The sequence below is a fragment of the Methylobacterium nonmethylotrophicum genome (assembly GCF_004745635.1).
Classification (GTDB): Bacteria; Pseudomonadota; Alphaproteobacteria; order Rhizobiales; family Beijerinckiaceae; genus Methylobacterium; species Methylobacterium nonmethylotrophicum.
On the sequence record NZ_SRLB01000040.1, the window covers coordinates 1 to 22,176 of the forward strand.

22 protein-coding genes are annotated in these 22,176 nt (G+C 72.6%); 8 read left to right on the forward strand and 14 right to left on the reverse strand.

Going from position 1 to position 22,176, the window contains the following annotated elements; genetic code table 11:
* A partial coding sequence (locus EU555_RS31190; RefSeq protein WP_425375173.1) for an outer membrane protein occupies positions 1-379 on the forward strand: 379 nt, incomplete at its 5' end.
* A gap of 65 nt (positions 380-444) precedes the next feature.
* Here the strand turns inward: EU555_RS31190 and EU555_RS31195 are convergent.
* Positions 445-924: an Lrp/AsnC family transcriptional regulator gene (locus tag EU555_RS31195; protein WP_135419229.1), complete on the reverse strand. Its 480-nt coding sequence runs from the start codon at positions 922-924 to the stop codon at positions 445-447.
* 122 nt (positions 925-1,046) lie between these two features.
* On the opposite strand from EU555_RS31195, the gene EU555_RS31200 reads away from it, so the two are divergent.
* From EU555_RS31200 to EU555_RS31210, 3 genes are all read left to right on the forward strand, one after another.
* On the forward strand, positions 1,047-4,496 hold the full coding sequence (locus EU555_RS31200; RefSeq protein ID WP_135419230.1) for an indolepyruvate ferredoxin oxidoreductase family protein: 3,450 nt from the start codon (positions 1,047-1,049) through the stop codon (positions 4,494-4,496).
* Positions 4,497-4,835: 339 nt separating this feature from the next.
* Entirely contained in the window at positions 4,836-5,051 is a 216-nt protein-coding gene (locus EU555_RS31205) for a DUF2842 domain-containing protein (RefSeq protein ID WP_135419231.1), read from the forward strand.
* A gap of 133 nt (positions 5,052-5,184) precedes the next feature.
* A complete protein-coding gene (locus EU555_RS31210) occupies positions 5,185-5,556 on the forward strand; it encodes a hypothetical protein (RefSeq protein ID WP_135419232.1) in 372 nt (123 codons plus the stop codon).
* A 9-nt stretch (positions 5,557-5,565) separates the two neighbouring features.
* Here the strand turns inward: EU555_RS31210 and EU555_RS31215 are convergent, their stop codons facing one another.
* Positions 5,566-6,621 (reverse strand): polysaccharide deacetylase family protein, encoded by a 1,056-nt coding sequence (locus EU555_RS31215; protein WP_135419233.1) that lies wholly within the window; start codon positions 6,619-6,621, stop codon positions 5,566-5,568.
* Positions 6,622-6,722: 101 nt separating this feature from the next.
* On the opposite strand from EU555_RS31215, the gene EU555_RS31220 reads away from it, so the two are divergent.
* Positions 6,723-7,907 (forward strand): GNAT family N-acetyltransferase, encoded by a 1,185-nt coding sequence (locus EU555_RS31220; RefSeq protein WP_135419234.1) that lies wholly within the window; start codon positions 6,723-6,725, stop codon positions 7,905-7,907.
* 83 nt (positions 7,908-7,990) lie between these two features.
* On the opposite strand, the gene rpmG is transcribed toward EU555_RS31220, so the two are convergent.
* From rpmG to EU555_RS31265, 9 genes are all read right to left on the reverse strand, one after another.
* Positions 7,991-8,158, reverse strand: coding sequence for a 50S ribosomal protein L33 (gene rpmG / locus EU555_RS31225; RefSeq protein WP_135419235.1), 168 nt, complete (start codon positions 8,156-8,158; stop codon positions 7,991-7,993).
* Between the two features lie 135 nt (positions 8,159-8,293).
* The gene (locus EU555_RS31230; protein ID WP_135419278.1) at positions 8,294-9,463 is read right to left on the reverse strand and encodes an MFS transporter; all 1,170 of its coding nucleotides are present in this window, start codon (positions 9,461-9,463) and stop codon (positions 8,294-8,296) included.
* Positions 9,464-9,534: 71 nt separating this feature from the next.
* Positions 9,535-10,275 carry an NUDIX hydrolase gene (locus tag EU555_RS31235; protein WP_135419236.1) on the reverse strand — a complete coding sequence of 247 codons (741 nt, stop codon included), beginning with the start codon at positions 10,273-10,275 and terminating at the stop codon, positions 9,535-9,537.
* Positions 10,229-10,756, reverse strand: coding sequence for a DUF983 domain-containing protein (locus EU555_RS31240; RefSeq protein ID WP_135419237.1), 528 nt, complete (start codon positions 10,754-10,756; stop codon positions 10,229-10,231). The genes EU555_RS31235 and EU555_RS31240 overlap by 47 nt, the downstream gene beginning before the upstream one ends.
* The gene (rnr, locus tag EU555_RS31245; RefSeq protein WP_135419238.1) at positions 10,753-13,047 is read right to left on the reverse strand and encodes a ribonuclease R; all 2,295 of its coding nucleotides are present in this window, start codon (positions 13,045-13,047) and stop codon (positions 10,753-10,755) included. The genes EU555_RS31240 and rnr overlap by 4 nt, the downstream gene beginning before the upstream one ends.
* Before the next feature lie 106 nt (positions 13,048-13,153).
* Positions 13,154-13,498, reverse strand: a complete 345-nt coding sequence (locus tag EU555_RS31250; RefSeq protein WP_135419239.1) for a hypothetical protein — start codon at positions 13,496-13,498, stop codon at positions 13,154-13,156.
* Between the two features lie 39 nt (positions 13,499-13,537).
* A complete protein-coding gene (locus EU555_RS31255; RefSeq protein WP_135419240.1) occupies positions 13,538-13,828 on the reverse strand; it encodes a hypothetical protein in 291 nt (96 codons plus the stop codon).
* A 77-nt stretch (positions 13,829-13,905) separates the two neighbouring features.
* The gene (glnA, locus tag EU555_RS31260; RefSeq protein WP_135419241.1) at positions 13,906-15,318 is read right to left on the reverse strand and encodes a type I glutamate--ammonia ligase; all 1,413 of its coding nucleotides are present in this window, start codon (positions 15,316-15,318) and stop codon (positions 13,906-13,908) included.
* A gap of 121 nt (positions 15,319-15,439) precedes the next feature.
* On the reverse strand, positions 15,440-15,778 hold the full coding sequence (locus EU555_RS31265) for a P-II family nitrogen regulator (RefSeq protein ID WP_060845473.1): 339 nt from the start codon (positions 15,776-15,778) through the stop codon (positions 15,440-15,442).
* A gap of 203 nt (positions 15,779-15,981) precedes the next feature.
* On the opposite strand from EU555_RS31265, the gene EU555_RS31270 reads away from it, so the two are divergent.
* Complete coding sequence (locus EU555_RS31270) at positions 15,982-17,481, forward strand: NAD(P)H-hydrate dehydratase (RefSeq protein ID WP_135419242.1); 1,500 nt, start codon at positions 15,982-15,984, stop codon at positions 17,479-17,481.
* Positions 17,482-17,633: 152 nt separating this feature from the next.
* Here the strand turns inward: EU555_RS31270 and EU555_RS31275 are convergent, their stop codons facing one another.
* Both EU555_RS31275 and EU555_RS31280 read right to left on the reverse strand, forming a co-directional pair.
* Positions 17,634-18,998, reverse strand: coding sequence for a PleD family two-component system response regulator (locus tag EU555_RS31275; RefSeq protein WP_135419243.1), 1,365 nt, complete (start codon positions 18,996-18,998; stop codon positions 17,634-17,636).
* A 39-nt stretch (positions 18,999-19,037) separates the two neighbouring features.
* Positions 19,038-19,418 carry a response regulator gene (locus tag EU555_RS31280; RefSeq protein ID WP_135419244.1) on the reverse strand — a complete coding sequence of 127 codons (381 nt, stop codon included), beginning with the start codon at positions 19,416-19,418 and terminating at the stop codon, positions 19,038-19,040.
* Between the two features lie 135 nt (positions 19,419-19,553).
* Here EU555_RS31280 and EU555_RS31285 point away from each other — a divergent pair, with 135 nt between their 5' ends.
* Both EU555_RS31285 and EU555_RS31290 read left to right on the forward strand, forming a co-directional pair.
* Positions 19,554-19,838 (forward strand): DUF3572 domain-containing protein, encoded by a 285-nt coding sequence (locus tag EU555_RS31285; protein ID WP_245524582.1) that lies wholly within the window; start codon positions 19,554-19,556, stop codon positions 19,836-19,838.
* 15 nt (positions 19,839-19,853) lie between these two features.
* Positions 19,854-21,143: a DNA polymerase IV gene (locus tag EU555_RS31290; RefSeq protein ID WP_135419246.1), complete on the forward strand. Its 1,290-nt coding sequence runs from the start codon at positions 19,854-19,856 to the stop codon at positions 21,141-21,143.
* A gap of 24 nt (positions 21,144-21,167) precedes the next feature.
* Here the strand turns inward: EU555_RS31290 and EU555_RS31295 are convergent, their stop codons facing one another.
* A complete protein-coding gene (locus EU555_RS31295; RefSeq protein ID WP_135419247.1) occupies positions 21,168-22,049 on the reverse strand; it encodes a cell envelope integrity EipB family protein in 882 nt (293 codons plus the stop codon).
* Positions 22,050-22,176 lie beyond the last annotated feature (127 nt).

Consider the following 22,176-nt stretch of genomic DNA (forward strand, 5'->3'; position numbering starts at 1 on the left):
GGACCGCACCCTCGTCTACGCCACCGGCGGCTTCGCCTACGGCTCGGGCGGCGGTCGCGACTTCGGCCTGCCCAACACCAGCCGCGACGACTTCCAGACCGGCTGGGTCGTCGGCGGCGGCGTCGAGTACGCCCTGCCCACCGACTCGTTCCTGAACTTCTTCCGCTCGTCGGCCGTGACCCTCAAGGTCGAAGGCCTGTACGTGAAGCTGGATCAGGGCAACCGCAACAGCGGCGTGTTCGCCCAGACCGCGAACGGCACGCAGTACTCGGTGTTCTCGCCGGGCGTGGTGTCGGTCGGCCCGGCCAACCTGTACCGTCGCGAGACCGAGTTCGCGGTCGTGCGCGCCGGCCTGAACTACAAGTTCAACGCCTTCTAAGACCTGACCTCCGTCGCTGCGACGGATCGGAGCCCGGCCTCACGGCCGGGCTCTTTTCGTTTGCGTCAGGGTGCCGTGGGCACCTTCACGCTGAACTTCACCTCGCGCAGGGCGAAGTTCGAGTGGATCTGCTGCACCGCCGGGCAGGAGAACACCGCCTCCTGCAGGAAGCGCTCGTAATGCTGCGCGTCCCGCACCACGACCCGCAGCAGGTAATCGGCCTGCCCCGTGGTCGAGAAGCATTCCAGCACCTCGTCGCGCCGGCCCACGACCCGCTCGAACTCCGCCACGCCGTCGCGGTCGTGCTTGGCCAGCGTCACGTGGGCGAAGACGCACTGGCCGTGCCCGAGCGCCGCCGCGTCGACGAGGGCGACGTAGCCGCGGATGATGCCCCGTTCCTCCAGGGCCTTCAGGCGCCTCCAGGTCGGCGAGGTCGACAGCCCGATCCGCTGGGCGAGGTCCTGCACCGAGAGCCGCGCGTCGTCCTGCAGCGCGTCGAGGATCGCGCGCTCGAAGCGATCCGGCGTTTCTCCGCGGTCGGGCATGAGCGTTTCCCGGACTGGCCTGTCTCGGCCCGATTCGTACCTCCGGATGCCGCATCCGGGAAGCAGAGAGGCAGGTTTTACCTCAAGACCCGGCATAGCCTGGCGGCCGAGGAGATCCGCCGATGCCCGAGATCGACCGCGCCTACCGCCTCGACGACCGCTTCGACCGCAGCCTCGGCCGGGTCTACCTGACGGGCACGCAGGCCCTGGTGCGGCTCCTCCTCGCGCAGGCCGCGATCGACCGCCGCGACGGGCTCGACACCGCCGGCCTCGTCTCCGGCTATCGCGGCTCGCCCCTCGGGGCCGTCGACCAGGAATTGTGGCGCGCCAAGGAGCGCCTCGCCGCCGCCGGCATCCGCTTCCAGCCCGGCATCAACGAGGACCTGGCGGCGGCGGCCCTGCTCGGCAGCCAGCGCGTCGCACTCGATCCGGCCGCAACCGTCGAAGGCGTGTTCGGCCTCTGGTACGGCAAGGGCCCGGGGGTCGACCGCTCGGGCGACGCCCTCAAGCACGGCAACGCCTACGGCTCCTCGCCGAAAGGCGGCGTGCTGGTCGTCGCCGGCGACGATCACGGCTGCGTCTCCTCCTCGATGTCGCACCAGAGCGACCTGGCGCTCGCGGCCTGGCACATGCCGGTGATCCACCCGGGCGCGATCGCCGAGTACGAGGCCTTCGGCCTGTGGGGCTTCGCCGCGTCGCGCTTCTCCGGGGCCTGGGTCGGCTTCAAGGCGATCTCGGAGGTGGTGGAGGGCGCGGCCTCGGTCGATCTCGCGCCGCTCCCCCGTTTCGCGACGCCCGCCTTCGCGCCGCCCCTCGGCGGCCTGCACATCCGCTGGCCCGACCTGCCGAGCCTCGCCATCGAGGCGCGGGCGCTGACGAAGCTCGAGGCGATCCGCGCCTTCGCCCGGGCCAACCCCCTCGACCGGCTGGTGGTGGCGCCGGAGCGGCCGCGGCTCCTCGTCGTCATGGTCGGCAAGGCCCATGGCGACGCCATGGAGGCGTTCCGGCTCCTCGGCCTCGGGCCCGACGGGCTCGCGGCCGCGGGGGTCGCAGTGCTGAAGGTCGGCCTCGTCCACCCCCTCGACGTCGCCGGAATCGTCGCGGTCGCCGCCGGGGTCGAGACCGTGCTGGTGATCGAGGAGAAGGCGGCCCTGGTCGAGCGCCAGCTCCGCGACGGCCTCTACGACCTGCCGGCGGAAAGCCGCCCGCGCATCCTCGGCAAGCGCGACGCGGCGGGCGCGCCGCTCGTGCCGGAGGTGGAGGAGCTGCGGCCCTCACGATTGCTCGCGATCCTGGCCGGGACGCTGCGCGGCCTCGGCCTGGCGGTGCGGGAGCCCGACGCCGTCCCGGCCTTCCCCGCCGCCGGGCCGCTGCCGGTGCGCACGCCGTATTTCTGCTCCGGCTGCCCGCACAACACCTCGACCCGGGTGCCGGAGGGCTCGCAGGGCCGTGCCGGCATCGGCTGCCACTTCATGGCGAACTGGATGGAGCGCGACACCACCGGCATCGTGCCGATGGGGGCGGAGGGCATCGACTGGACCGGCCAGGCGCCGTTCACCCGCCAGGCCCACGTCTTCCAGAATCTCGGCGACGGCACCTACTTCCATTCCGGCCATGCGGCGATCCGGCAGGCGGTCGCGAGCGGCGCCAGCCTCACCTACAAGATCCTCTACAACGACGCCGTCGCGATGACCGGCGGCCAGCCGGTCGACGGCGTGCTCACCGTGCCGCAGATCACCCGCCTGGTCTCGGCCGAGGGCGCGCGCCGGGTCGTGGTGGTGTCGGACGATCCCGACCGGGTGGCGCGGGCGGCCGCCCGCGATCCCCTCGGGCCCGGCGTCACGGTCCATCACCGCGACGACCTCGACGCCGTGCAGCGGGAGCTGCGCGAGATCGAGGGCGTCACCGTGCTGGTCTACGACCAGACCTGCGCCACCGAGGCGCGGCGGCGGCGCAAGCGGGGCCTCGCGCCCCAGCCGGCGCGGCGCGCCGTCATCAACGACCTTGTCTGCGAGGGCTGCGGCGACTGCCAGCAGAAATCGAACTGCCTCTCGGTCGTGCCGGTCGAGACCGAGTTCGGCCGCAAACGCGCCATCGACCAGACCGGCTGCAACAGCGACCTGTCGTGCCTCAAGGGGTTCTGCCCGTCCTTCGTGACGCTGGAGGGCGCGACGCCGCGACGGCGGCCCGGGGTCGCGGTCGACCCTGAGACCGTCGCGGCCCGGGCCGCCGCGCTGCCAGAGCCCGCCACCGCGCTCGGACCCGAGCCCTACGAGATCCTGGTCGCCGGCGTCGGCGGCACCGGCGTCGTGACGGTCGGCGCCCTCATCACCATGGCGGCGCATCTCGAGGGCCGCGGCGCCAGCGTGCTCGACTTCATGGGCTTCGCCCAGAAGGGCGGGCAGGTGCTCTCCTTCGTGCGGCTCGCGGCCGCGCCGTCCACGCTCCATCAGGTGAGGATCGACCGCGGCCGGGCCGACGCGGTGCTGGCCTGCGACCTCGTGGTGGCGGCAAGCCCCGACGCCGCCGCGGTGATCGACCCGGCCCGCACCCGGATCGTCGCCAACACCCACGAGATCCCGACCGGCGCAACCCTGCGCGACCCGAACGCCCGCATCGACACCCGGATGCTCGAGGCCCTCCTCGCCCGCCGGGTCGGCGCCGGCGCCCTGCTCAGCCTCGACGCGCAAGGCATGGCCGCGCGCCTGATCGGCGACGCGCAAGCCGCCAACGTGCTGCTCCTCGGCTTCGCCTGGCAATGCGGCCTGGTGCCGGTCTCCCGCGCCGCCCTCGAGCAGGCGGTGGTGCTGAACGGCACTGCCGTCTCCGGCAACCGCCTGGCGCTGGCCTGGGGCCGGCTCCTCGCCGCCGATCCGGCCTTCGTGGAAGGGCAGATCTCGCCCGAGCCTGAACCGGCGCAGGACCTCGACGCGGTGGTGGCGCGCCGGTCGGACTATCTCACCGCCTATCAGGACGCCGCTTACGCCGCGCGCTACCGCGACCGGGTGGCGGCAGTGCGGGGGACGGCCGGCGACGCGCTCGCCGAGGCGGTCGCCCGCTCCCTGTTCAAGCTGATGGCGATCAAGGACGAGTACGAGGTCGCCCGCCTCCAGTCCGACCCGGCCTTCCACGCTCGTCTGGCGCGGGATTTCGAGGGGCCGGTGCGTCCGACCTTCCACCTCGCCCCGCCCTTCCTCGCCCGGACCCGCCCCGGCGAGACCGAGCCGCGCAAGATCGCCTTCGGACCCTGGCTGCTGCCGGTCTTGCGCGGGATCGCCGCGCTCAAGGGCCTGCGCGGCCGGCGCCTCGACCCCCTGCGGCTGATCGCCGAGCGGCGGGAGGAGCGGGCCGTGCTGGAAGCGTACGAGGCGCAGATCGACGCGGCGCTCGCCCTCGTCGGCCGCGCCGACCCGGCGATCTTGCGCGACCTCCTCGCCGCCCCCCAGGAGATCCGCGGCTTCGGCCCGGTCAAGGCGCGGGCGATCGCGGCGTGGCGGGTCCGCAGCGAGGCGCTGCTGGCAACGGCCCGGGCCGGCAACGACGCCGGGGCGCTGCTGTCGCGGGCGGGGTAGCGGTATCTGCTTCAAGGAGTTCGGGAAAACTCAGACGCGGGATCCCCTCTCCCGAGTGGGAGAGGGGTAGGGGATCGAAGATCCCGCACGGGCCTGAAGGCCCGCGTGAGGGTGACGCGCCTCCGGATAAGACTCGAACGGTCGTGCTGGCAGCTCGACGTCTAGTGCTTGATTCTGAACCGTCTCCAGCCCCTCTCCCACGCGGGAGAGGGGGTAAGCGCCTCATCTCTTTCGTCCCTGTGAGCCCCCCTGCGTCGGCAGACCGGATTGCCGGAGGCCTAAGCCTCGATTAGGCGGTCACCCACACGCCGCCACCACACCGACCGCAGGTTGCCCCTCATGCGCCGCCGCACCCGCTCCTTCGTCGGAGCGATCGCGATGATCGCCTTCGTGATGATCTACGCCCCCCTCGCCATGGCGCTGGCCGACAGCCGCATCGCCGAGACGCCGCCGCTGGTCCAGTCGGTGCTCTACGCGATCCTCGGCATCGCCTGGATCTTTCCGCTGATGCCGCTGATCCGCTGGATGGAGCGGCCGGACCGCGATCCGGCCTGAGAAACCTGCCGCGCAACTCTGGAGCGCACGGTCGGCTTTTCGCCAAAAAGCGCTGCCAGACACGATCGCGCAGCCTTCCGGCCCGCGCTTCCCGCTTTCCGCACCTCCGAACCCGCAAGGCAGCCCCAGGCCCATGCGCCACGCGCTCGCGCTCTTCCTCCTCCTCGGTCCCTTCGCCGGTGCCGCCCTGGCGCAGGGCGCGCCGCGCTCGGTCGGCGATTGCGAGCGCATCAAGGGCGACCTCGCCTATAACCAGTGCCTGTCGCTGTTCGGCCCCGCCGCGCCGACGAAGAGCGTTTCCCCCGCGGCCGCGGCGGCCGCCGCCGCGATCCCGCGCCTGCCCGAGCCGCCCGCCCTCGCCGAAGCCGTCGAGCCCGAGCCCCGGGGCCGCGGTCGCCGCGTCTGGAGCCGGCGCCTGCGCGGCGGGCGCCAGAGCGCGACCTTCGCGATCATCAGCAGCGGCGGCGGCGAGCGCCGGCACTATCGCCGCCGGCGCCACCGCTGAGCGCGCCTCTCAGGCGACGTTGAGTCGTCGGCCCCGGTTCCAGGCCCAGAACGGCACGCCCGAGAGCAGGGCGCCGAGCGCCGCGTCGGTCTGGAAGCAGCCATTGACCGAGACCCGCGGCAGCGCGTGCAGGTGCGCGGCGTGGCCGGGAAAGAGGTGGCCGGGCCGGGTCGTCACCGCGGTGCGGTAGCCGGCGGCGCGGGCGAGGTCGAATTCCCGCGGACCCGCCGAGCCCGGATCGCCCACCGGATAGGACAGGTGCTCCGGCACCCGGCCGAGCAGGGCTGCGAGCCGCGTCCGCCCCTCGACGATCTCGCGCCGGGCGGTGGCTGCGTCGTGCTTGGCGAGCATCGGGTGCGACAGGGTATGGGCGGCGAGCGTCACCGCCTCGTCCCGCGCCAGGTCGCGCAGGTCCCCGGCCGACAGGCACAGCTCGCGGGCGATGGTCTCCACGGCGATGCCGGCCTCGGCGCACAGGCGCAGGGTCGCGGCGCGCAACGTCGCCTCTGGCCCGGCCCGCAGGGCCCGGTAGGCCTGCGCGAAGGCGGCGGACTTTTCCGCCGCATCGCCCGCCGGAAGGTCGAGCCCGACCTCCGGCAGCCGCACCCGGTCGAGGGCGCCGATCGCCCGTTCGAGCTCGATCCACCATAGCCGCCCGGTCCCGTCCGCGAAGTCGTGGGTGACGAACAGGGTCCAGGGTGCGCCGTGCCGGCGCAGCACCGGCGCCGCGTGCTCGAGGTTGTCGCGGTAGCCGTCGTCGAAGGTCAGCACCGCGAAGGGGGGGCCGTCCTCCGCGAGCCGGCGCGGCAGCTCCGACAAGGGGGTGATCGCGAAGCCGCGCGCCGTCAGGGCGGTGAGCGTCCGGTCGAGGAAGGCCGGGGTGATCGCGAGCAGCCGGTTCGGCGCGTAGGCCCCCGGCGGGGCCAAGTCCGGCCGGACGTGGTGGAAGGTGAGGATGAGCCCGCGGCCGCGGGCGGCCGGGGCGAGCCAGCGGTCGGCGCCGGTGGCGGCGATCGCCGCGAAGCCGGCATGGAACAGGCGGTGGCGGGCGGACGGGCTGAGCATGCGCCGAGCATCGGCCGGTCGCGACAAAGCTTCGTTACGGCGTTTGCGGATTCTGCACCCTTGCCGGTTAGACCTCCCTCGGGCAGCCGGGGGCGGACACGATGGACGGCACGGTGCGACTCGCGGCGCAGGACGCGGCGGCACAACCGGCCCCGCCGGCCACATCCCTCTCGTCCGAGGTCTTCCCCGGCCTCGCGGCGGCCGAGGCGCCCTGGCGCGCCCTCGAGGCGGCGCCGGGCGTGGTGATGACGCCCTATCAGCGCTTCGACTGGGTATCGGCCTGCGCGGCCACCCTGCCGGAGGGCGCGCAGGCCCGCCCCGTCCTCCTGCGCGACGCCGCCGGGCGGCCCCTGGCGCTGCTGCCGCTCTGCGTGCGGCGCGAGGCCGGCATCCGGGTCGCCCGGATGATCGGCGGCCGGCACGCGAACTTCCACATGCCGATCTTCGCCGGGCCCGAGGCCGCCTTTTTGCCGGCGGAGGCCTACCGGACGGCCCTGCGGCGCGCCGGCCGGCTCGCGGGGGCCGACGTGATCCACCTGCCCCACCAGCCGCTCGCCTGGGACGGCGTGCCGAACCCGCTGGCGCACGGGCCGGCCTCGCCGAGCGACGCCTACGGCCTGGCGCTCGCCGCCGACCCGGAGATGGTGCTCAAGCGGGTGCTGAGCGGGGATGCCCGGCGCAAGCTGCGCCAGAAGGAGAAGTGGCTCGTCGCCGCGCACGGCCCGGTCGTGCATCGGATCGCGGCGGATGAACAGGAGGGCGAGGCGATCCTCGCCGCCTACCTCGCGCAGAAGGCGGAGCGCTTCGCGACAAGAGGCATCGCCGATCCCTTCGCCGATCCGGCGGCCCGCGGCTTCCTCGCCCGGGCGCACCGGGCCGGCGCCCTGGAGCTGCACGCTCTCTGCACCGGGGGCGGGCGCATCCTCGCCACCTTCGTGGGCGCCGTCGATGCGCGCCGCTTCAGCGGCATGCTGACCTCGTTCGATCCCGACCCGTCGCTGGCCCGCTTCAGCCCCGGCGACCTGCTGCTGCAGGCCCTGATCCGCGACCAGGCGCTGCGCGGCCGCGCCGCCCTCGACCTCGGCGTCGGCGAGGCGCGCTACAAGGCCAGCGTCTGCGACGAGACCATCCGCCTCGTCGACGCCGTGCTGCCGGTGAGCCTGCGCGGGCGGGTCTACGGCGCCGCGGCCGAGGCGGGCGCGCGCCTGAAGCGCCGGATCAAGCGCGATCCGCGGCTGTGGGCGCTGGTCGGGCGGGCGCGCAAGCTGATGGCGCGCCCGGCCTGATCACGCAAGCCGACAAGACCCGCCCGACGCAAAAAGGCCGCCCTCGCGGGCGGCCTTTTTCATGCCGCGCGGCGGCCGGACGCTTACTTGATCTTGGCTTCCTTGAACTCGACGTGCTTGCGCGCGATCGGGTCGTACTTCTTGAACGACAGCTTGTCGGTCTTGGTACGGGAGTTCTTCTTGGTGACGTAGAAATAGCCGGTATCGGCGGTCGACAGCAGCTTGATCTTGACGGTGACGGCCTTGGCCATGGCGCGACCTCATTGGGGCTGGTGGGTGTTGCGCCCGGAGGACCGAAACGCAAAACGGCCGGGCAGGCCCGGCCAGAACGCGGCGCCTTCCTGCCTCATCGCCCGTGAGGCGTCAAGCCCGTGAGGGCGGGCCGATCAGGGCGCGGCCCGGATCATCCGCCCGCCCACCACCGCGAGGTAGCCGACGAACAGGAGCGCCAGCGACCAGGCGAAGCCGTGCGGCGAGGCGAGGTCCATGCCGCCCCCGACGAGCGGCGGCCCGAGCACGAGGCCGATATTGTAGAGGATCAGGAAGGCCGCGTTGGCGCCGGCGAGCGCCGCGCCGTCGAAGCGGGCGCCGAGATGGGCGAGGCCCACCGTGTAGAGCGTGCCGGCGATGCCGCCCCAGACGAACAGGATGCCGGCAAGCAGCAGCGGATTCCCGGCCCCGAGCGGCAGGGCGGCGGCGCCGATCGCCCCCAGGAGGGCGGCCGCCAGCAGCACCGTGCGCTTGTCCATCCGGTCGGCGAGGAGCCCGACCGGGATCTGAAAGAGCACGTTGCCGAGAGCCGCCAGGCTGACGAGGCCGGCAGCCTGCTCCGCATTAAGCCCGAGGCGCAGGCCGTAGATCGGCAGGATCGCGAAGCCCCCGGTCTCGACCGCGCCGTAGACGAGGGCCGCCAGCGTCGCCGAGGGCGCGACCCGCAGGTAGCCGAGGAAGCCGCGCCCGCCCTTGTGCGGGATCTCCGGCGACAGGCCGCGGGCCATGACCAGAGGCAACGCGCCGGCGCAGAACAGGGCGGCGCCCGCGAGGTAGGGCGCCCAGCCGGTGGTGCCGAGGACGCGCAGCAGCCCCGGGCCGATGGCGAAGCCGAGCGCCAGCACGGTGGCGTAGACCCCCATCACCAGGCCCCGCCGGGCCGGCGGCGCCGCCTGGTTGATCCAGAACTCGGAGAGGACGAACAGCACCCCCAGCGCCGCCGAGAACACGAAGCGCAGCGGGAACCACCAGGCGAAGTCCGGGACCGCCCGGAACCCGAGGAGCGCCAGGGCCCCGACCGCGATGGCACCGAGCAGCAGCGGCATCACCCCGGTCCGCGCCGCCAGCCGCGGCACGAAGGGCAGGACGACGATGCTCGCCACCCCGGCGATCGCCGTGTTGATGCCGATCCAGGTGTTGGACAGGCCCATCCGCTCCATCTCGAGGGAGAGGAGCGGGATCGACAGGCTGAGCCCGATGCTCACCACCGCCACGCAGGTGATGGCCGCCGCGATGGCGGCGAGGCGGGCGGGCCCGAACTCGGAAGCGGTGGCGAGGCTGGTCATGATGCGGGGCAAGGCCGTCGGGGCCGGCCCATATGGGTCAGGCAGCCGGCAAAGGCCAGCCCGGCCCGGCCTCAGAGCTCCGCGCGGGTGTGCTCGCCGTCGACGTCGCGGAAGAACGGCACCGGCAGCATCGGCCCGAACCCCGCTGCGAGCCGGGCTTCCAGCTCATCGAGCACGATGGCGGTGATGCGCGGGAGTTCGAGCTTGCGCGCCGCCGCGAGATCGACCCAGGCCAGCTCGGTCAGCTCGGAATCGGGCCCGACGATGCCGGGGGTCTCGGCCACCACCGCCTCGCGGTCGACGGCGAAGAAGCGGGTATCGAAGCGTTTCGGCCGGTAAGGCGGGGTGATCGCCCGGGCGACGAACTGCATCGGCTCGAGATCCGGCATCACGCCGGCCTCGCGGAAGGCGGTCCAGGCCCCGGGCGGCGCCGATTCGGGCGGGCCGTAATCCCGGGTTCCGATCATCAGCCCGGTTTCCTCGTAGGTCTCGCGGATCGCGGCCAGCGCCAGCACCCGGCCGAGATGGAACAGAGGCGGGTGGACCTGCTCGGCGAGCGCCTGCTCCGCCCGGTCGTTCAAGGTGCCGGCGACCGGCATCGAGCGGTCGCCGAGCTCGATCCGCCCGCCCGGGAACACGAACAGGCCCGGCATGAACTTGTGGCCGGCATGGCGGCGGCCCATCAGCACCTTCGGCTGGTCGCCCGACCGGTCGAGGATGATCAGCGTCGCGGCGTTGCGGATCCGCAGCGGCCGCTTCTTCTTCTCAGGGGTGGCCGGAGCCGATTGTCCGTCCGTCGGTCCTGCCGCCATCCCGCGTCTCCGTCTCGTGCCGGGCCGGACCGTCCGCAGCCCGGGCCCCGGCGCGGCGTATCGCGGAAAAGCCGTGCATGCCAAGGGCGTATTGCAGCCCGACCACCGCCCCCTTGGTCGGCTGGAGCAGCGCGAGGGAGGCGACGAGGGCGAGCGCCGGCCAGAACGTCATCTGGAACCAGAACGGCAGGTCGAGCCGCATCTCGGTCTCGAGCACCGCCAGCCCGACGAGGTGGCCGACCACGAAGATGACGAGGTAGGGCGGCAGGTCGTCGGCGCGGTGGTGGTGCAGCTCCAGCCCGCACGCCTCGCACCGCTCCCGCACCTTGAGGAAGCGGCCGAACAGCCGGCCCTCGCCGCAATGCGGGCAGTGGTTGCGAAAGCCCCGCCCCATCGCCCGCATCCACGACGGGCCGGCACCGGTCCGGGCGGGGGTTCCATCCGCGGGCTCGGCGGCGGGTCCGGCCTGGATCTCGATCATGCGCGCCTCCCGCGGCGCTTGGTCAGGCTGTCGCGGCCTGCCGGTGCGGCCCGCACCTTGCGCGGCCCGCCCCGGGCCGGGGCCGTGCCCGAACCGGCGCGCCCGCCGGTGACGAGCTCGAAGCGCAACGCCCCGGCGACGGGCGCGGCCTCCATCAGCCGCACCTCGACCTTGTCGCCGAGGCGGAAGGTCTCGCGGGTGCGCTCGCCGACGAGGGCGTGGCGGCCCTCCTCGTAGCGGAAGTAATCGGCGCCCAGCGTCGAGACCGGCACGAAGCCGTCCGCCCCGGTCTCGTCGAGCTTGATGAACAGGCCGGAGCGGGTCGCCCCCGAGATCTGCCCCGAGAAGGTGGCGCCGACCCGGTCGGCGAGGTGGTGGGCGATCAGGCGGTCGATCGTCTCGCGCTCGGCCGCCATGGCGCGGCGCTCGGCGGCCGAGATCTGCTGTCCGATCTCCGCGAGGTCTCCGCCATCCATGTCGGCCGGCAGGCCGTCGGAGCCGAGCTTCAGAGCCCGGATCAGGGCGCGGTGGACGATGAGGTCGGCGTAGCGCCGGATCGGCGAGGTGAAATGGGCGTAGCGGCGCAGAGCCAGGCCGAAATGACCCGCATTGTCGCTGGCATAGACGGCCTGGGCCTGCGAGCGCAGCACCACCTCGTTGAGGAAGAGCTGGTGCTCGCCCCCCGCCACCATGCCGAGGATGCGGTTGAACAGCGCCGGACGGAGGTTCGCCTCCTTCGGCAGCTTCAGGCCGATCGAGGCCATCACCTCGCCGAGCGCCCGCATCTTCTCGAGCGAGGGCTCGTCGTGGACGCGGTAGATCAGCGGCTGGTCCTTCGCCTCCAGGGTCTCCGCCGCCGCGACATTGGCCTGGATCATGAACTCCTCGATCAGCCGGTGCGCCTCCAGGCGCTCCGGCACGATCACCCGATCGACCCCGCCCTCGGCGTTCAGGATCACCTTGCGCTCAGGGAGATCGAGGGCGAGGGGCCCGCGGGCGTCGCGCGCCGCGGCCAGCGCCCGGTAGGCGGCCCAGAGCGGGCGCAGCACCCCGTCGAGGATCGGACCGGTGACCTCGTCCGGCCGGCCGTCGATCGCTCCTTGCGCCTGCGCGTAGGCGAGCTTGGCGCGCGAGCGCATCATCACCCGGTGGACGCTGTGGCGCAGCTTGCGCCCCTCCGCCGTCACGGTCATGCGCACGGCGAGCGCCGGCCGGTCCTGGCCGGGGCGCAGGGAGCAGAGGTCGTTCGAGATCCGCTCGGGCAGCATCGGCACCACCCGGTCGGGAAAGTAGACCGAGTTGCCGCGCAAGAGCGCCTCGCGGTCGAGGGCGGTGCCGGGGCGCACGTAGGCCGCCACGTCCGCGATCGCCACCGTGATCACGAACCCGCCCGGATTGGCCGGATCGGGATCGGGCAGGGCCATGACCGCGTCGTCGTGGTCCTTGGCGTCGGGCGGGTCGATGGTGACGAGGGGAAAGTCGCGCCAGTCCTCCCGGCCCTCCAGCCCGACCTCCCGGGCGGCCTCGGCCTCCGCCAGCACCTCGCGCGGGAAGACGTGCGGGATGCCGTGGGCGTGGATCGCGATCAGGCTGACCGCCTTCTCCGAACCAAGGCTGCCGAGGCGCTCCTTGACCCTTCCTTGGGTCAGCCCGAAGCGGTCCTCGCGGCCCAGCGTCACGGTGACGAGGTCGCCGTCGAGGGCGTCGCCCTCTCCGCCCGGCGGCACCGCGATCTCGCGCCCCTGGGCCTTCTTGTCGACCGGGACGATCCGGCCGCCGCCCGTCGGGAGCGCCCGGAACACGCCGAGCGTCTCGGCCCTGTTGCGGCCGATCACCTTGATGACCCGGCCGAGATAGCGCCCGGGCGCGTCGCCGTCGGGCTCGACCTTGAGGAGTGCCCGGTCGCCGGTGCCGGGAGCCGGCCCGTTGGCGCGGCGCCCGCGCGGCATCAGCACGGTGATGAGGGGGGCGGGCCCGGCCTCCGGATCCCACTGGGCCGGCCGCGCCACGAGCTCGCCGTCGCGGTCGCGGCGGGTGTCGATGTCGGCGACCACGACCGGGGGCAGGCGCCCGGCCTTGCGCAGGCCGGAGCGGTCCTTCTCGATCGTCCCGTCCTCCTGAAGCTCCTTCAGCAGGCGCTTCAGCTCGATCTTGTCCGAGCCCTTGATGCCGAAGGCCTGGGCGATCTCGCGCTTGCCGACCTTCTGGGGCGAGTCCTCGATGAAGGCGAGCACGGCCTCGCGGCTCGGCAGGGCGGCGTGCGCCGCTTTCGGATGAATTCGCTTGGCCAACAGCTCGACCCGGGAGGACACGTGACGGACGGCCTCGGCCGAAGGCGCGGGGCATTGCTGTCCGATATGGGACGCGCCCCAGCCTTGAGCAACGGCCCGGGGCAGATCAGCCGGTGGAGGCCGACTTGCGCACCCGGTCGACGGCGGCGTCGAAGGCGAAACCGGGACCCGCCACCTCGTCGAGGGTCAGCGGGCAGGATTGGGGCATCGTCAGCGAGACCTGCGTCTCGTCGGGCTGCAGGTCCGGCGCCTCGGCCTCGCGCACCGCGAGCGTCCAGATGCCGTCGAGCGTGAGGGCGGAGAGGTCCTGGCCCGCCAGGCGCCCGTGCAGCTCCGCCGCCTCCCGGCGCCAGGCGGCGACCCGGGCCTCGTCGGGAATGAGCGCGGCCTTCACCAGCGTGGCGAGGAGGGCGCGGAGGGTGGCGGCGGGGTTGCGCGCGGTCTCGGTCATGTCGGGGCTTCCGCAAGGCCGATGCCACGGCCGAACCCGTCAGCGCGCCCCGAACTCCAGTGCCATCGCACCGAGAAGACGGGCCGCACGGTCGCAGCGCGCCCTGAGGCGGTCCGAATCTGGAAGAGCCATGTCCTCCGTCGCGACACGCAGCAGGCAGGCCGCAACGGCCGCATCGCCGCCCTGGGTCTGCGTCATCACGGCGTAGGCCAATTCGGCCGAGTGCACATACTCGTCGTGCGGCAGGTCCGGGATCAGCCCCTCGCCGATCGGATCCCACTCGTCTCGGAGGAGCTTCGCGACGCGCGTCCGGTTCGTGTCATGCGACATGCTCCAGCCCCCGGCGGTGCCCCACGAGAAAGGGGCCGGATCGCTCCGGCCCCCGCGGTCTCGCGACTCCGAAAAAATCAGAGCGAGTAGTAGTGCACGAACTCGATCGGGTGCGGGGTCATCTCGAACCGCATCACCTCGGTCATCTTCAGCTCGATGAACGAGTCGATGAAGTCGTCGTTGAACACGCCGCCGGCCTTGAGGAACTCGCGGTCGGCATCGAGGCTGTTGAGCGCCTCACGGAGCGAGCCGCACACGGTCGGGATCTCCTTGAGCTCCGCCGGGGGCAGGTCGTAGAGGTCCTTGTCCATGGCCGGACCCGGATCGATCTTGTTGTTGATCCCGTCGACGCCGGCCATCAGCATGGCGGCGAAGGCCAGGTAGGGGTTCGCCATCGGGTCGGGGAAGCGGACCTCGACGCGCTTGGCCTTCGGCGAGGTCGTCCACGGGATGCGGCAGGAGGCCGAGCGGTTGCGGGCCGAGTAGGCCAGCAGCACCGGCGCCTCGTAGCCCGGGACCAGGCGCTTGTAGGAGTTGGTCGACGGGTTGGTGAAGGCGTTGAGCGCCTTGGCGTGCTTGATGATGCCGCCGATGTACCACAGGCATTCCTGGGACAGGTCGGCGTACTTGTTGCCGGCGAAGAGCGGCTTGCCTTCCTTCCAGATCGACTGGTGGACGTGCATGCCCGAGCCGTTGTCGCCGTAGACCGGCTTCGGCATGAAGGTCGCGGTCTTGCCGTAGCTCTGGGCGACGTTGTGGATGCAGTACTTGTAGATCTGCATCTGGTCGGCCATCAGGGTCAGCGTGTCGAACTTCATGCCCAGCTCGTGCTGGGCCGAGGCGACCTCGTGATGGTGCTTCTCGACCTTGACGCCCATCGACTGCATCGCGGCCAGCATCTCGCCGCGCATGTCCTGGGCCGAATCCTGCGGCGGGACCGGGAAGTAGCCGCCCTTGATCTGGACCCGGTGGCCGAGGTTGCCGCCCTCGTACTCGGTCTGGCCGTTGATCGGCAGCTCGACCGAGTCGAGCTTGAAGCCGGTGTTGTACGGGTCGGCGGAGAAGCGGACGTCGTCGAAGACGAAGAACTCGGCCTCGGGGCCGACGAAGATGGTGTCGCCGATGCCGCTCGCCTTCACGAAGGCCTCGGCCTTCTTGGCGATGCCGCGCGGGTCGCGGCCGTAGGGCTCGCCGGTCGCGGGCTCGAGCACGTCGCAGACGATCGACATCGTCGAGGCGGAGAAGAACGGGTCCATGCAGGCCGTCGCCGGGTCCGGCATCAGCAGCATGTCGGACTCGTTGATCGCCTTCCAGCCGGCGATCGACGAACCGTCGAACATCGTGCCCTCGGCGAAGATGTCCTCGTCGACCAGCGACACGTCGAAGGTGACGTGCTGCCACTTGCCCCGCGGATCGGTGAAGCGGAAGTCGACGTACTTGACGTCGTTGTCCTTGATTTCCTTGAGGACATCCGTCGCGGTCTTAGACATTCTCGTCTGATCCTTCCTAGAACGGCGTTTTGCCCTAGAACGGCGTTAATGGCCGCCATGAATCCGCGGTCCTGGGGTCAGGCCGCGGTTTTCGTCGTCGCAGAGAGTGGCGTGAGGCCCGTCAGATCGCGTCCTGGCCGGTCTCGCCGGTGCGGATGCGGATCGCCTCCTCGATCGAGGAGACGAAGATCTTGCCGTCGCCGATGCGACCGGTCTGGGCCGACTTGCGGATTGCCTCGACGGCGCCGTCCACCAGCGTGTCGGGCAGCACGATCTCGAGCTTCACCTTGGGCAGGAAGTCGACCACGTACTCGGCGCCCCGGTAGAGCTCGGTGTGGCCCTTCTGGCGGCCGAAGCCCTTGGCCTCGATCACCGTGATGCCCTGGAGGCCGACCTCCTGCAGGGCCTCCTTCACCTCGTCGAGCTTGAAGGGCTTGATGATCGCTTCGATCTTCTTCATGCCGGGCGGGCCTGGTCTGCAACGGTTCCGGCGGCATTCCTAGCATCGCGCCGCGTCGACCGCCACGGGGGATTTCCCCGGACCCGACCGGGAATGCTCAATAAATAATCAATCTCTGCGCGTTTGTTATGCATATCGCCGTTCTGAAGCCTGGCCTCGCGGCAAAGCCGCCACGGACGGGCGCTTCTCGGAGTCATGACGCGATGGTTGGGACGGAGCTGCTCACCACCGAGGAGATGCGGCGGGCGGATGCCGCGGCGATTCACGCCGGCACGCCGGGGCTGGCGCTGATGCGCCGGGCCGGCGCCGCGGTGGCCGAGCGCGCCCGCGCGCTCGCGGGCGACGGCCGGATCCTCGTCCTGTGCGGGCCGGGCAACAACGGCGGCGACGGCTTCGTCGCCGCGACGCTGCTGGCCGAGGCGGGCCTTCCGGTCGAGGTGGCGCTGCTCGGCCGGCGCGACGCGCTGGCGGGCGACGCCGCGGCGGCGGCCGGCGACTGGACCGGGCCGGTGGCCGACGCCGCCAGCGCCCAGCCGGCCGGCTTCGCCCTGGTGATCGACGCCCTGTTCGGGGCCGGCCTCAGCCGGCCGCTCGCGGGCGAGGCCGCCGCGCTGGTCGAGCACGTCAATGCCGCCGGCGTCCCGGTCCTCGCCGTCGACGTGCCCTCGGGGCTCGACGGCGATACCGGGGCGGCATTCGGCCCGGTCGTCGCCGCGACCGAGACCGTCACCTTCGTGCGGCCCAAGCCCGGCCATCTCCTGCTGCCCGGCCGGCGCCTGTGCGGCCCGGTCGTCGTCGCGGCGATCGGCGTGCCGGACGCGGTGGTGGCGGGGATCGGGTCCAAGGCCCACGTCAACGGGCCTGACCTGTGGGACGCCGCCTTCCCGCGGCTGTCCGACGACAGCCACAAATACACCCGCGGCCACGCGGTGGTTCTGTCGGGGCCGGCGCACCGCACCGGGGCGGCGCGCCTCGCCGCCCGGGGATGCCTGCGGATCGGCGCCGGCCTCGTCACCGTGCTGTCGCCGACGCCGGCTCTGCCGGAGAATGCCGCCCAGCTCACCGCGATCATGCTGCGCCCCTGCGACGGCGCCGACGACCTCGACGACCTCCTCACCGACGAGCGCCTCGCCGTGATCGTCGCGGGCCCGGGCCTCGGCACCGGAGCGCCGACCCGCGACCTCGTCCGCGTCGCCACCGAGGCCGGCCGCCGCCTCGTCCTCGACGCCGACGCGCTCACGAGCTTCTCGGGCAAGGCCGACGACCTCGCGCAGCTGATCGCGGCGGGCGGCGCGGAGGCGGTCGCGACGCCGCACGAGGGGGAGTTCAGGCGCCTGTTCAAGGGCGTGGCGGCGGTGCCGGACGGGTCCAAGCTCGTCCGGGCGCGGGCGGCGGCGGCGTTCCTCGGCGCCGTCGTGGTGCTGAAGGGGGCCGACACGGTGATCGCCGCCCCCGACGGCCGCGCCGCGATCAACCCCAACGGCACGCCGTGGCTCGGCACCGCCGGCAGCGGCGACGTGCTGTGCGGCTTCGCCGGCGGGCTTCTCGCGCAGGGCATGCCGGCCTTCGAGGCTGCCGCCGCCGCGGTCTGGCTCCACGCCGCGGCCGCACGCCGGCACGGGCCGGGGCTGATCGCGGAGGACCTTCCGGAGCTCATGCCGGCGGTGCTGGCGGAGGTGCTGGAGAGGCTCGGGCCGGCCTGACGATCGGTCGGGGGCGCGACGAGCGTCCCCGGTTCAGAACGAGGCCGCTCGCGTTCCGACTGATCCTGGACCGTCAACGGTTCCGGATCCGGGATTGCGCTGCGCGCGGCCCCGGGCTGACGCGGAGGATGGCAGGGCGCGAGCGCGAATCCTCACGCCGCCGCCGCGACCACCCGGTTCCGGCCGGCCTGCTTGGCCTGGTAGAGGGCGAGGTCGGCGCGCTTGAGCATCTGGCCGGGCGCGTCGTCCTCCGGCTGGCGGGCGGCGACGCCGATCGAGACCGTGACGTCGATCGCGGTGGTGCCGCGCTGGACTTGGAACGGCACCGCCTCGATCCGCTCGCGGATGCGCTCGGCGACCTGGCGGGCGGCATCGAGCCCGGTATCGGGCACCACGACCACGACCTCCTCGCCGCCGTAGCGCGCCACCACATCGATGCCGCGGGTCTGGGCCCGGATGCGCGTGGCGAACTCCTTGAGCACCTCGTCGCCGGCATCGTGGCCGAAGCGGTCGTTGATCGACTTGAAGCGGTCGATGTCGAGGAGCAGCAGCGCCACCGGCCGCTCCCGCAGGGACGGCTCGCAGAACAGCCCGGCGAGGTAGCTGTCGAGGTAGCGCCGGTTGTGCAGGCCCGTGAGCCCGTCGGTGACGGCGAGGTCCATCGACGCCTGGACCGACTCGCGCAGCGAGTGCGAGAACCGCTTGCGCTTCACCTGGGTGCGCACCCGGGCGACCAGCTCGTTGCGGTCGATCGGGCGGACCAGGTAGTCATGCACGCCGAGATCGAGTCCGCGCATGATCCGGGCGCGGTCCTGCGGATCGGCCAGCATCACCACCGGCACGCTGCGGGTGCGGTCGAGGGAGCGCAGCTGGCTGCACAGGCGCAGGCCGTCATAGTCCTGCAGGTCGAGGCTCACCAGCACGACGTCGAAGTCGCCGGCCTTGGCCCGCTCGAGCGCGTCCTGGGGCGAGGCCACGGTCTCGACGCAGTGGTACTGGCCGAGGGCCGCCGCCAGCCGCTCGGCGGCCGAGCGGCGATCCTCGACGATCAGCACGTTCGCGTTGTGGCCCGTCTCGGCGGCGGCCGCCGCCAGCGGGTCGCCGACGCGGGAGGCCATGGCGCGGCTGCGCAATTCGTCGGTGACCGCCTTCAGGCGCACCAGGCTGCGCACCCGGGCCATCAGGGCGGTGTCGTCGATCGGCTTGGTCAGGAAATCGTCGGCGCCGGCGTCGAGCCCGCGCAGGCGGTCGCTCGGCTGGTCGAGGGCGGTCACCATCACCACCGGCAGGTGCGCGGTCGCCGGTGTCGACTTGATCCGGCGGCACACCTCGAACCCGTCCATCCCGGGCATCATCACGTCGAGCAGCACGATGTCGCACAGCCCCTTCTCGCAGATCGCGAGCGCATCGGCACCGTTCATCGCCGAGACGACGTCGAAATACTCGATCGTCAGCTTCGTCTCGAGCAGCTTGATGTTCGGAAAGAGGTCGTCGACGATGAGAACGCGTGCCGACATGGAAGGTCAGGCCTCTCTCAGCTCAGGCTCGATCTTGGCTTAACTCTGGCGGTCATCGCCGGCATAGGTGCGGACCGTCGCGAGGAACTTCGCGACCGAGATGGGCTTGGAGAGGTAGGCCTCGCAGCCCCCCTCGCGGATGCGCTCCTCGTCACCCTTCATGGCGAAGGCCGTGATGGCGATCACCGGGATGCCCTTGAGCTCATCGTCCTCCTTGAGCCATTTAGTGACCTCGAGGCCCGACACCTCGGGCAGCTGGATGTCCATCAGGATCAGGTCGGGCCGGTGCCGCCGCGCCAGCTCGATCGCCTCGATCCCGTTGGCCGTCTTGAGGGTCGCGTAGCCATGGGCCTCCAACAGGTCGTTGAAGAGCTTCATGTTCAACTCATTGTCCTCGACGATGAGCACCGTCTTCGTCATGGCTCACTGTCTCCGGCGCTCCAGCGGGCCGCGTCACACCCCGGCTGCGACCGGAACCGCAACACTGTTAAGCGGCACATGTTGATGAAACGCAAATTCGAAGGATTTGCCAGGGGGTCCGATCCCCGTGGCGGAGTGCTGAGTGAATCCGCCGCGGAGGCCCTGGGCAACCGCGTCTTCGGCTACGTCACGGGCGAGCCGGGCCGATTGCTGCGGTTCATGGAGAGCTCGGGCCTCTCCCCGGATGCATTGCGGCAGGCCGCCGGGAGCCCGGAACTCGTGGCGGGCCTCCTCGACCACGTGGTGGCCGACGAGGAGCTGCTCGTGGCCTGCGCGGCGGCCCTCGAGGTCCCGCCGGAGCGGATCACCCAGGCCTGGCGCCGCCTCGGGCCGCCGGACCCGGGCGAGTTCGGCGCCTGAGCGCGGGACCGGCGCGTGGCCGAGGACGCGCTCTGCCGCGATTGCGGCGCGACCGCACCGGCCGGCACCCGCCGCTGCGGCACCTGCGGCTCTCCGCGCCTGCTGGCGCACCCGGAGCGCGACGCGCTGGCCATCGCCCACGTCGATTGCGACGCGTTCTACGCCGCGGTCGAGAAGCGCGACGACCCCCGCTTGCGCGACCGGCCGCTGATCATCGGCGGCGGGAGGCGCGGGGTGGTCGCGACCGCCTGCTACATCGCGCGCATCCATGGCGTCCACTCGGCGATGCCGATGTACCGCGCCCTCGAGGCCTGCCCGGACGCGGTGGTGCTGCGGCCCGACATGGAGAAGTACGCCCGCGTCGGCCGGCAGGTGCGGGCGATGATGCAGGCGCTCACGCCCCTGGTCGAGCCGGTCTCGATCGACGAGGCCTTCCTCGACCTCACCGGCACCGCGCGGCTGCACGGGGCGCCGCCCTCCGTGACGCTCGCGCGCTTCGCCCGCGCGGTCGAGGCGGAGATCGGGATCACCGTCTCGGTCGGGCTCGCCCCCAACAAGTTCCTGGCCAAGATCGCCTCCGATCTCGAGAAGCCCCGCGGCTTCTCGATCATCGGCCGGGACGAGGCCGAAGCCTTCCTGGCGCCGCGCCCGGTCCGGGTGCTGCCGGGCATCGGCCCGGCCGCGGCCGGGCGGCTTGCCGCCCTCGGAATCCGCCGGATCGGCGACATCGCCCGGATCGCCCCGGAGCGGCTGCAGGCGAGCCTCGGGCGGGACGCCGCCCGCCTCCTCGCCCTGGCGCGGGGCGAGGATCCGCGGGCGGTGCAGCCCCGGCGCGAGACGAAGAGCATCTCGGGCGAGACCACCTTTTCGGAGGATCTGCGGGCCTTCGAGGCCCTGCGGCCGGTGCTGTGGCGGCTGTGCGAGACCGTGGCGCGGCGCCTGAAGCGGGCGGAGCTCGCCGCCGGCAGCGTCACCCTGAAGCTGAAGGACCGCGACTTCCGCCTGCGGACCCGCACCCGGTCGGGGCTGGCGCCGACCCAGGTGGCCGAGCGGCTGTTCCGCCCGGCCGAGGCGCTGCTGCGCGAGGCCTGCGACGGCACGGCCTACCGGCTGATCGGGATCGGGGCCGGCGACCTCTGCGGCGCGGCCCATGCCGATCGGGGCGACCTCGCCGACGGCTCGGCGCGCCGCGAGGCGAGCCGCGCGGCCGCCGTCGACGCCCTGCGCGAGCGGTTCGGCGCGGATGCGGTGCAGCGCGGGCTCGGCTTCGCGCCGCCCGGCAGGAAGCGCCCGGAGCCCGGATAGGCCCCGCCGCGACGGCACGGGCCGTCAGGACTTGCAGTCCTTGCTCTCCGGCGTGAGGTCGATCCGCGACAGCTCGCCCTTGAGGGAGAACTCGCCGTAATCGAGACGCAAGGCCCCGCTGACGCCGTTCTCGTAGAGATCGAAGGCGAGGACGTAGACGGGCGTGCGCTCCCCCTCCCCCGGCGAGAAATAGCTCAGCGTGACGGGCCAGTGCGGCATCGTCGCCATGGCGCCGTCGCGCAGGACGGCGTCGGCCGGCGCAGCCGCCGGCCTCGGGCCTCCGGGCGTGGTCGGGTCGGGCGTGGCCGGGCCGGGTCGGGCCGCTTCCGCCGCGACGGCGCGCTGCGGCCCGATGACCGCGAGGGTGTCGTAGACCTTGCGGCCGTCGTCGGACCCGTCGAAGACCTTCACGGCGACGGTGGACTGCCCCGCCCGGGCCGCCTCGATCAGCCGCTTCATGTGGGCGGCCGGAAACAGCACCTCGCCCGGCACCGCCAGCCCGCCGCGCTTGGGCTGCCGGAGGCTGATGTCGAGGCCCTTGTCGTCCCGCTCGGCATTGCCGTCGACCGGGGCGGCCGCCTTGCCGTTGAGGTCGGACTGGGTGCGGAAGCGGAAGCTGCGCCCGTCGCCGCTCTCGAAGGTGGTGTTGCGCAGGTCCGAGGTGCGGGTGCCGCTCTCCGAACTCTCCAGCACCGTCACCTGCCGGTACTGCAGCGCGAAGCCCCTGCAGGCATCGCCGGAGAAGTCGAACACGATCCGGCCGCGGGCGCTCTCGACCGCGCGGGTGCCGGAACTGCCGGACAGCGACAGGTCGTAGACGGCGCGGTGGGGCGCGAGGTGCACGGCCTCCGCCGCCAGAACGGGCGGCGAGAGCGCGAGCAGGACGCACGCGAGGGCTGTTCGCATGAGGTCTCCCGGGGCGGCCGTCGGTGCTGGCGTCGGCCCTGTTGGTCATCCCAAGATAGGCCCCGCCCCGGCGCCCGGCAACGTGCCCGGACGGGTCCGGACGGGGCCCGGACGCGGCCCGGCCGTG

Bases quoted from the DNA above. Each gene is read 5' to 3' on its own strand.
- EU555_RS31195 (WP_135419229.1), bottom strand. From the start codon at position 924: ATGCCCGACCGCGGAGAAACGCCGGATCGCTTCGAGCGCGCGATCCTC.
- EU555_RS31200 (WP_135419230.1), top strand. From the start codon at position 1,047: ATGCCCGAGATCGACCGCGCCTACCGCCTCGACGACCGCTTCGACCGC.
- EU555_RS31205 (WP_135419231.1), top strand. From the start codon at position 4,836: ATGCGCCGCCGCACCCGCTCCTTCGTCGGAGCGATCGCGATGATCGCC.
- EU555_RS31210 (WP_135419232.1), top strand. From the start codon at position 5,185: ATGCGCCACGCGCTCGCGCTCTTCCTCCTCCTCGGTCCCTTCGCCGGT.
- EU555_RS31215 (WP_135419233.1), bottom strand. From the start codon at position 6,621: ATGCTCAGCCCGTCCGCCCGCCACCGCCTGTTCCATGCCGGCTTCGCG.
- EU555_RS31220 (WP_135419234.1), top strand. From the start codon at position 6,723: ATGGACGGCACGGTGCGACTCGCGGCGCAGGACGCGGCGGCACAACCG.
- rpmG (WP_135419235.1), bottom strand. From the start codon at position 8,158: ATGGCCAAGGCCGTCACCGTCAAGATCAAGCTGCTGTCGACCGCCGAT.
- EU555_RS31230 (WP_135419278.1), bottom strand. From the start codon at position 9,463: ATGACCAGCCTCGCCACCGCTTCCGAGTTCGGGCCCGCCCGCCTCGCC.
- EU555_RS31235 (WP_135419236.1), bottom strand. From the start codon at position 10,275: ATGGCGGCAGGACCGACGGACGGACAATCGGCTCCGGCCACCCCTGAG.
- EU555_RS31240 (WP_135419237.1), bottom strand. From the start codon at position 10,756: ATGATCGAGATCCAGGCCGGACCCGCCGCCGAGCCCGCGGATGGAACC.
- EU555_RS31250 (WP_135419239.1), bottom strand. From the start codon at position 13,498: ATGACCGAGACCGCGCGCAACCCCGCCGCCACCCTCCGCGCCCTCCTC.
- EU555_RS31255 (WP_135419240.1), bottom strand. From the start codon at position 13,828: ATGTCGCATGACACGAACCGGACGCGCGTCGCGAAGCTCCTCCGAGAC.
- glnA (WP_135419241.1), bottom strand. From the start codon at position 15,318: ATGTCTAAGACCGCGACGGATGTCCTCAAGGAAATCAAGGACAACGAC.
- EU555_RS31265 (WP_060845473.1), bottom strand. From the start codon at position 15,778: ATGAAGAAGATCGAAGCGATCATCAAGCCCTTCAAGCTCGACGAGGTG.
- EU555_RS31270 (WP_135419242.1), top strand. From the start codon at position 15,982: ATGGTTGGGACGGAGCTGCTCACCACCGAGGAGATGCGGCGGGCGGAT.
- EU555_RS31275 (WP_135419243.1), bottom strand. From the start codon at position 18,998: ATGTCGGCACGCGTTCTCATCGTCGACGACCTCTTTCCGAACATCAAG.
- EU555_RS31280 (WP_135419244.1), bottom strand. From the start codon at position 19,418: ATGACGAAGACGGTGCTCATCGTCGAGGACAATGAGTTGAACATGAAG.
- EU555_RS31295 (WP_135419247.1), bottom strand. From the start codon at position 22,049: ATGCGAACAGCCCTCGCGTGCGTCCTGCTCGCGCTCTCGCCGCCCGTT.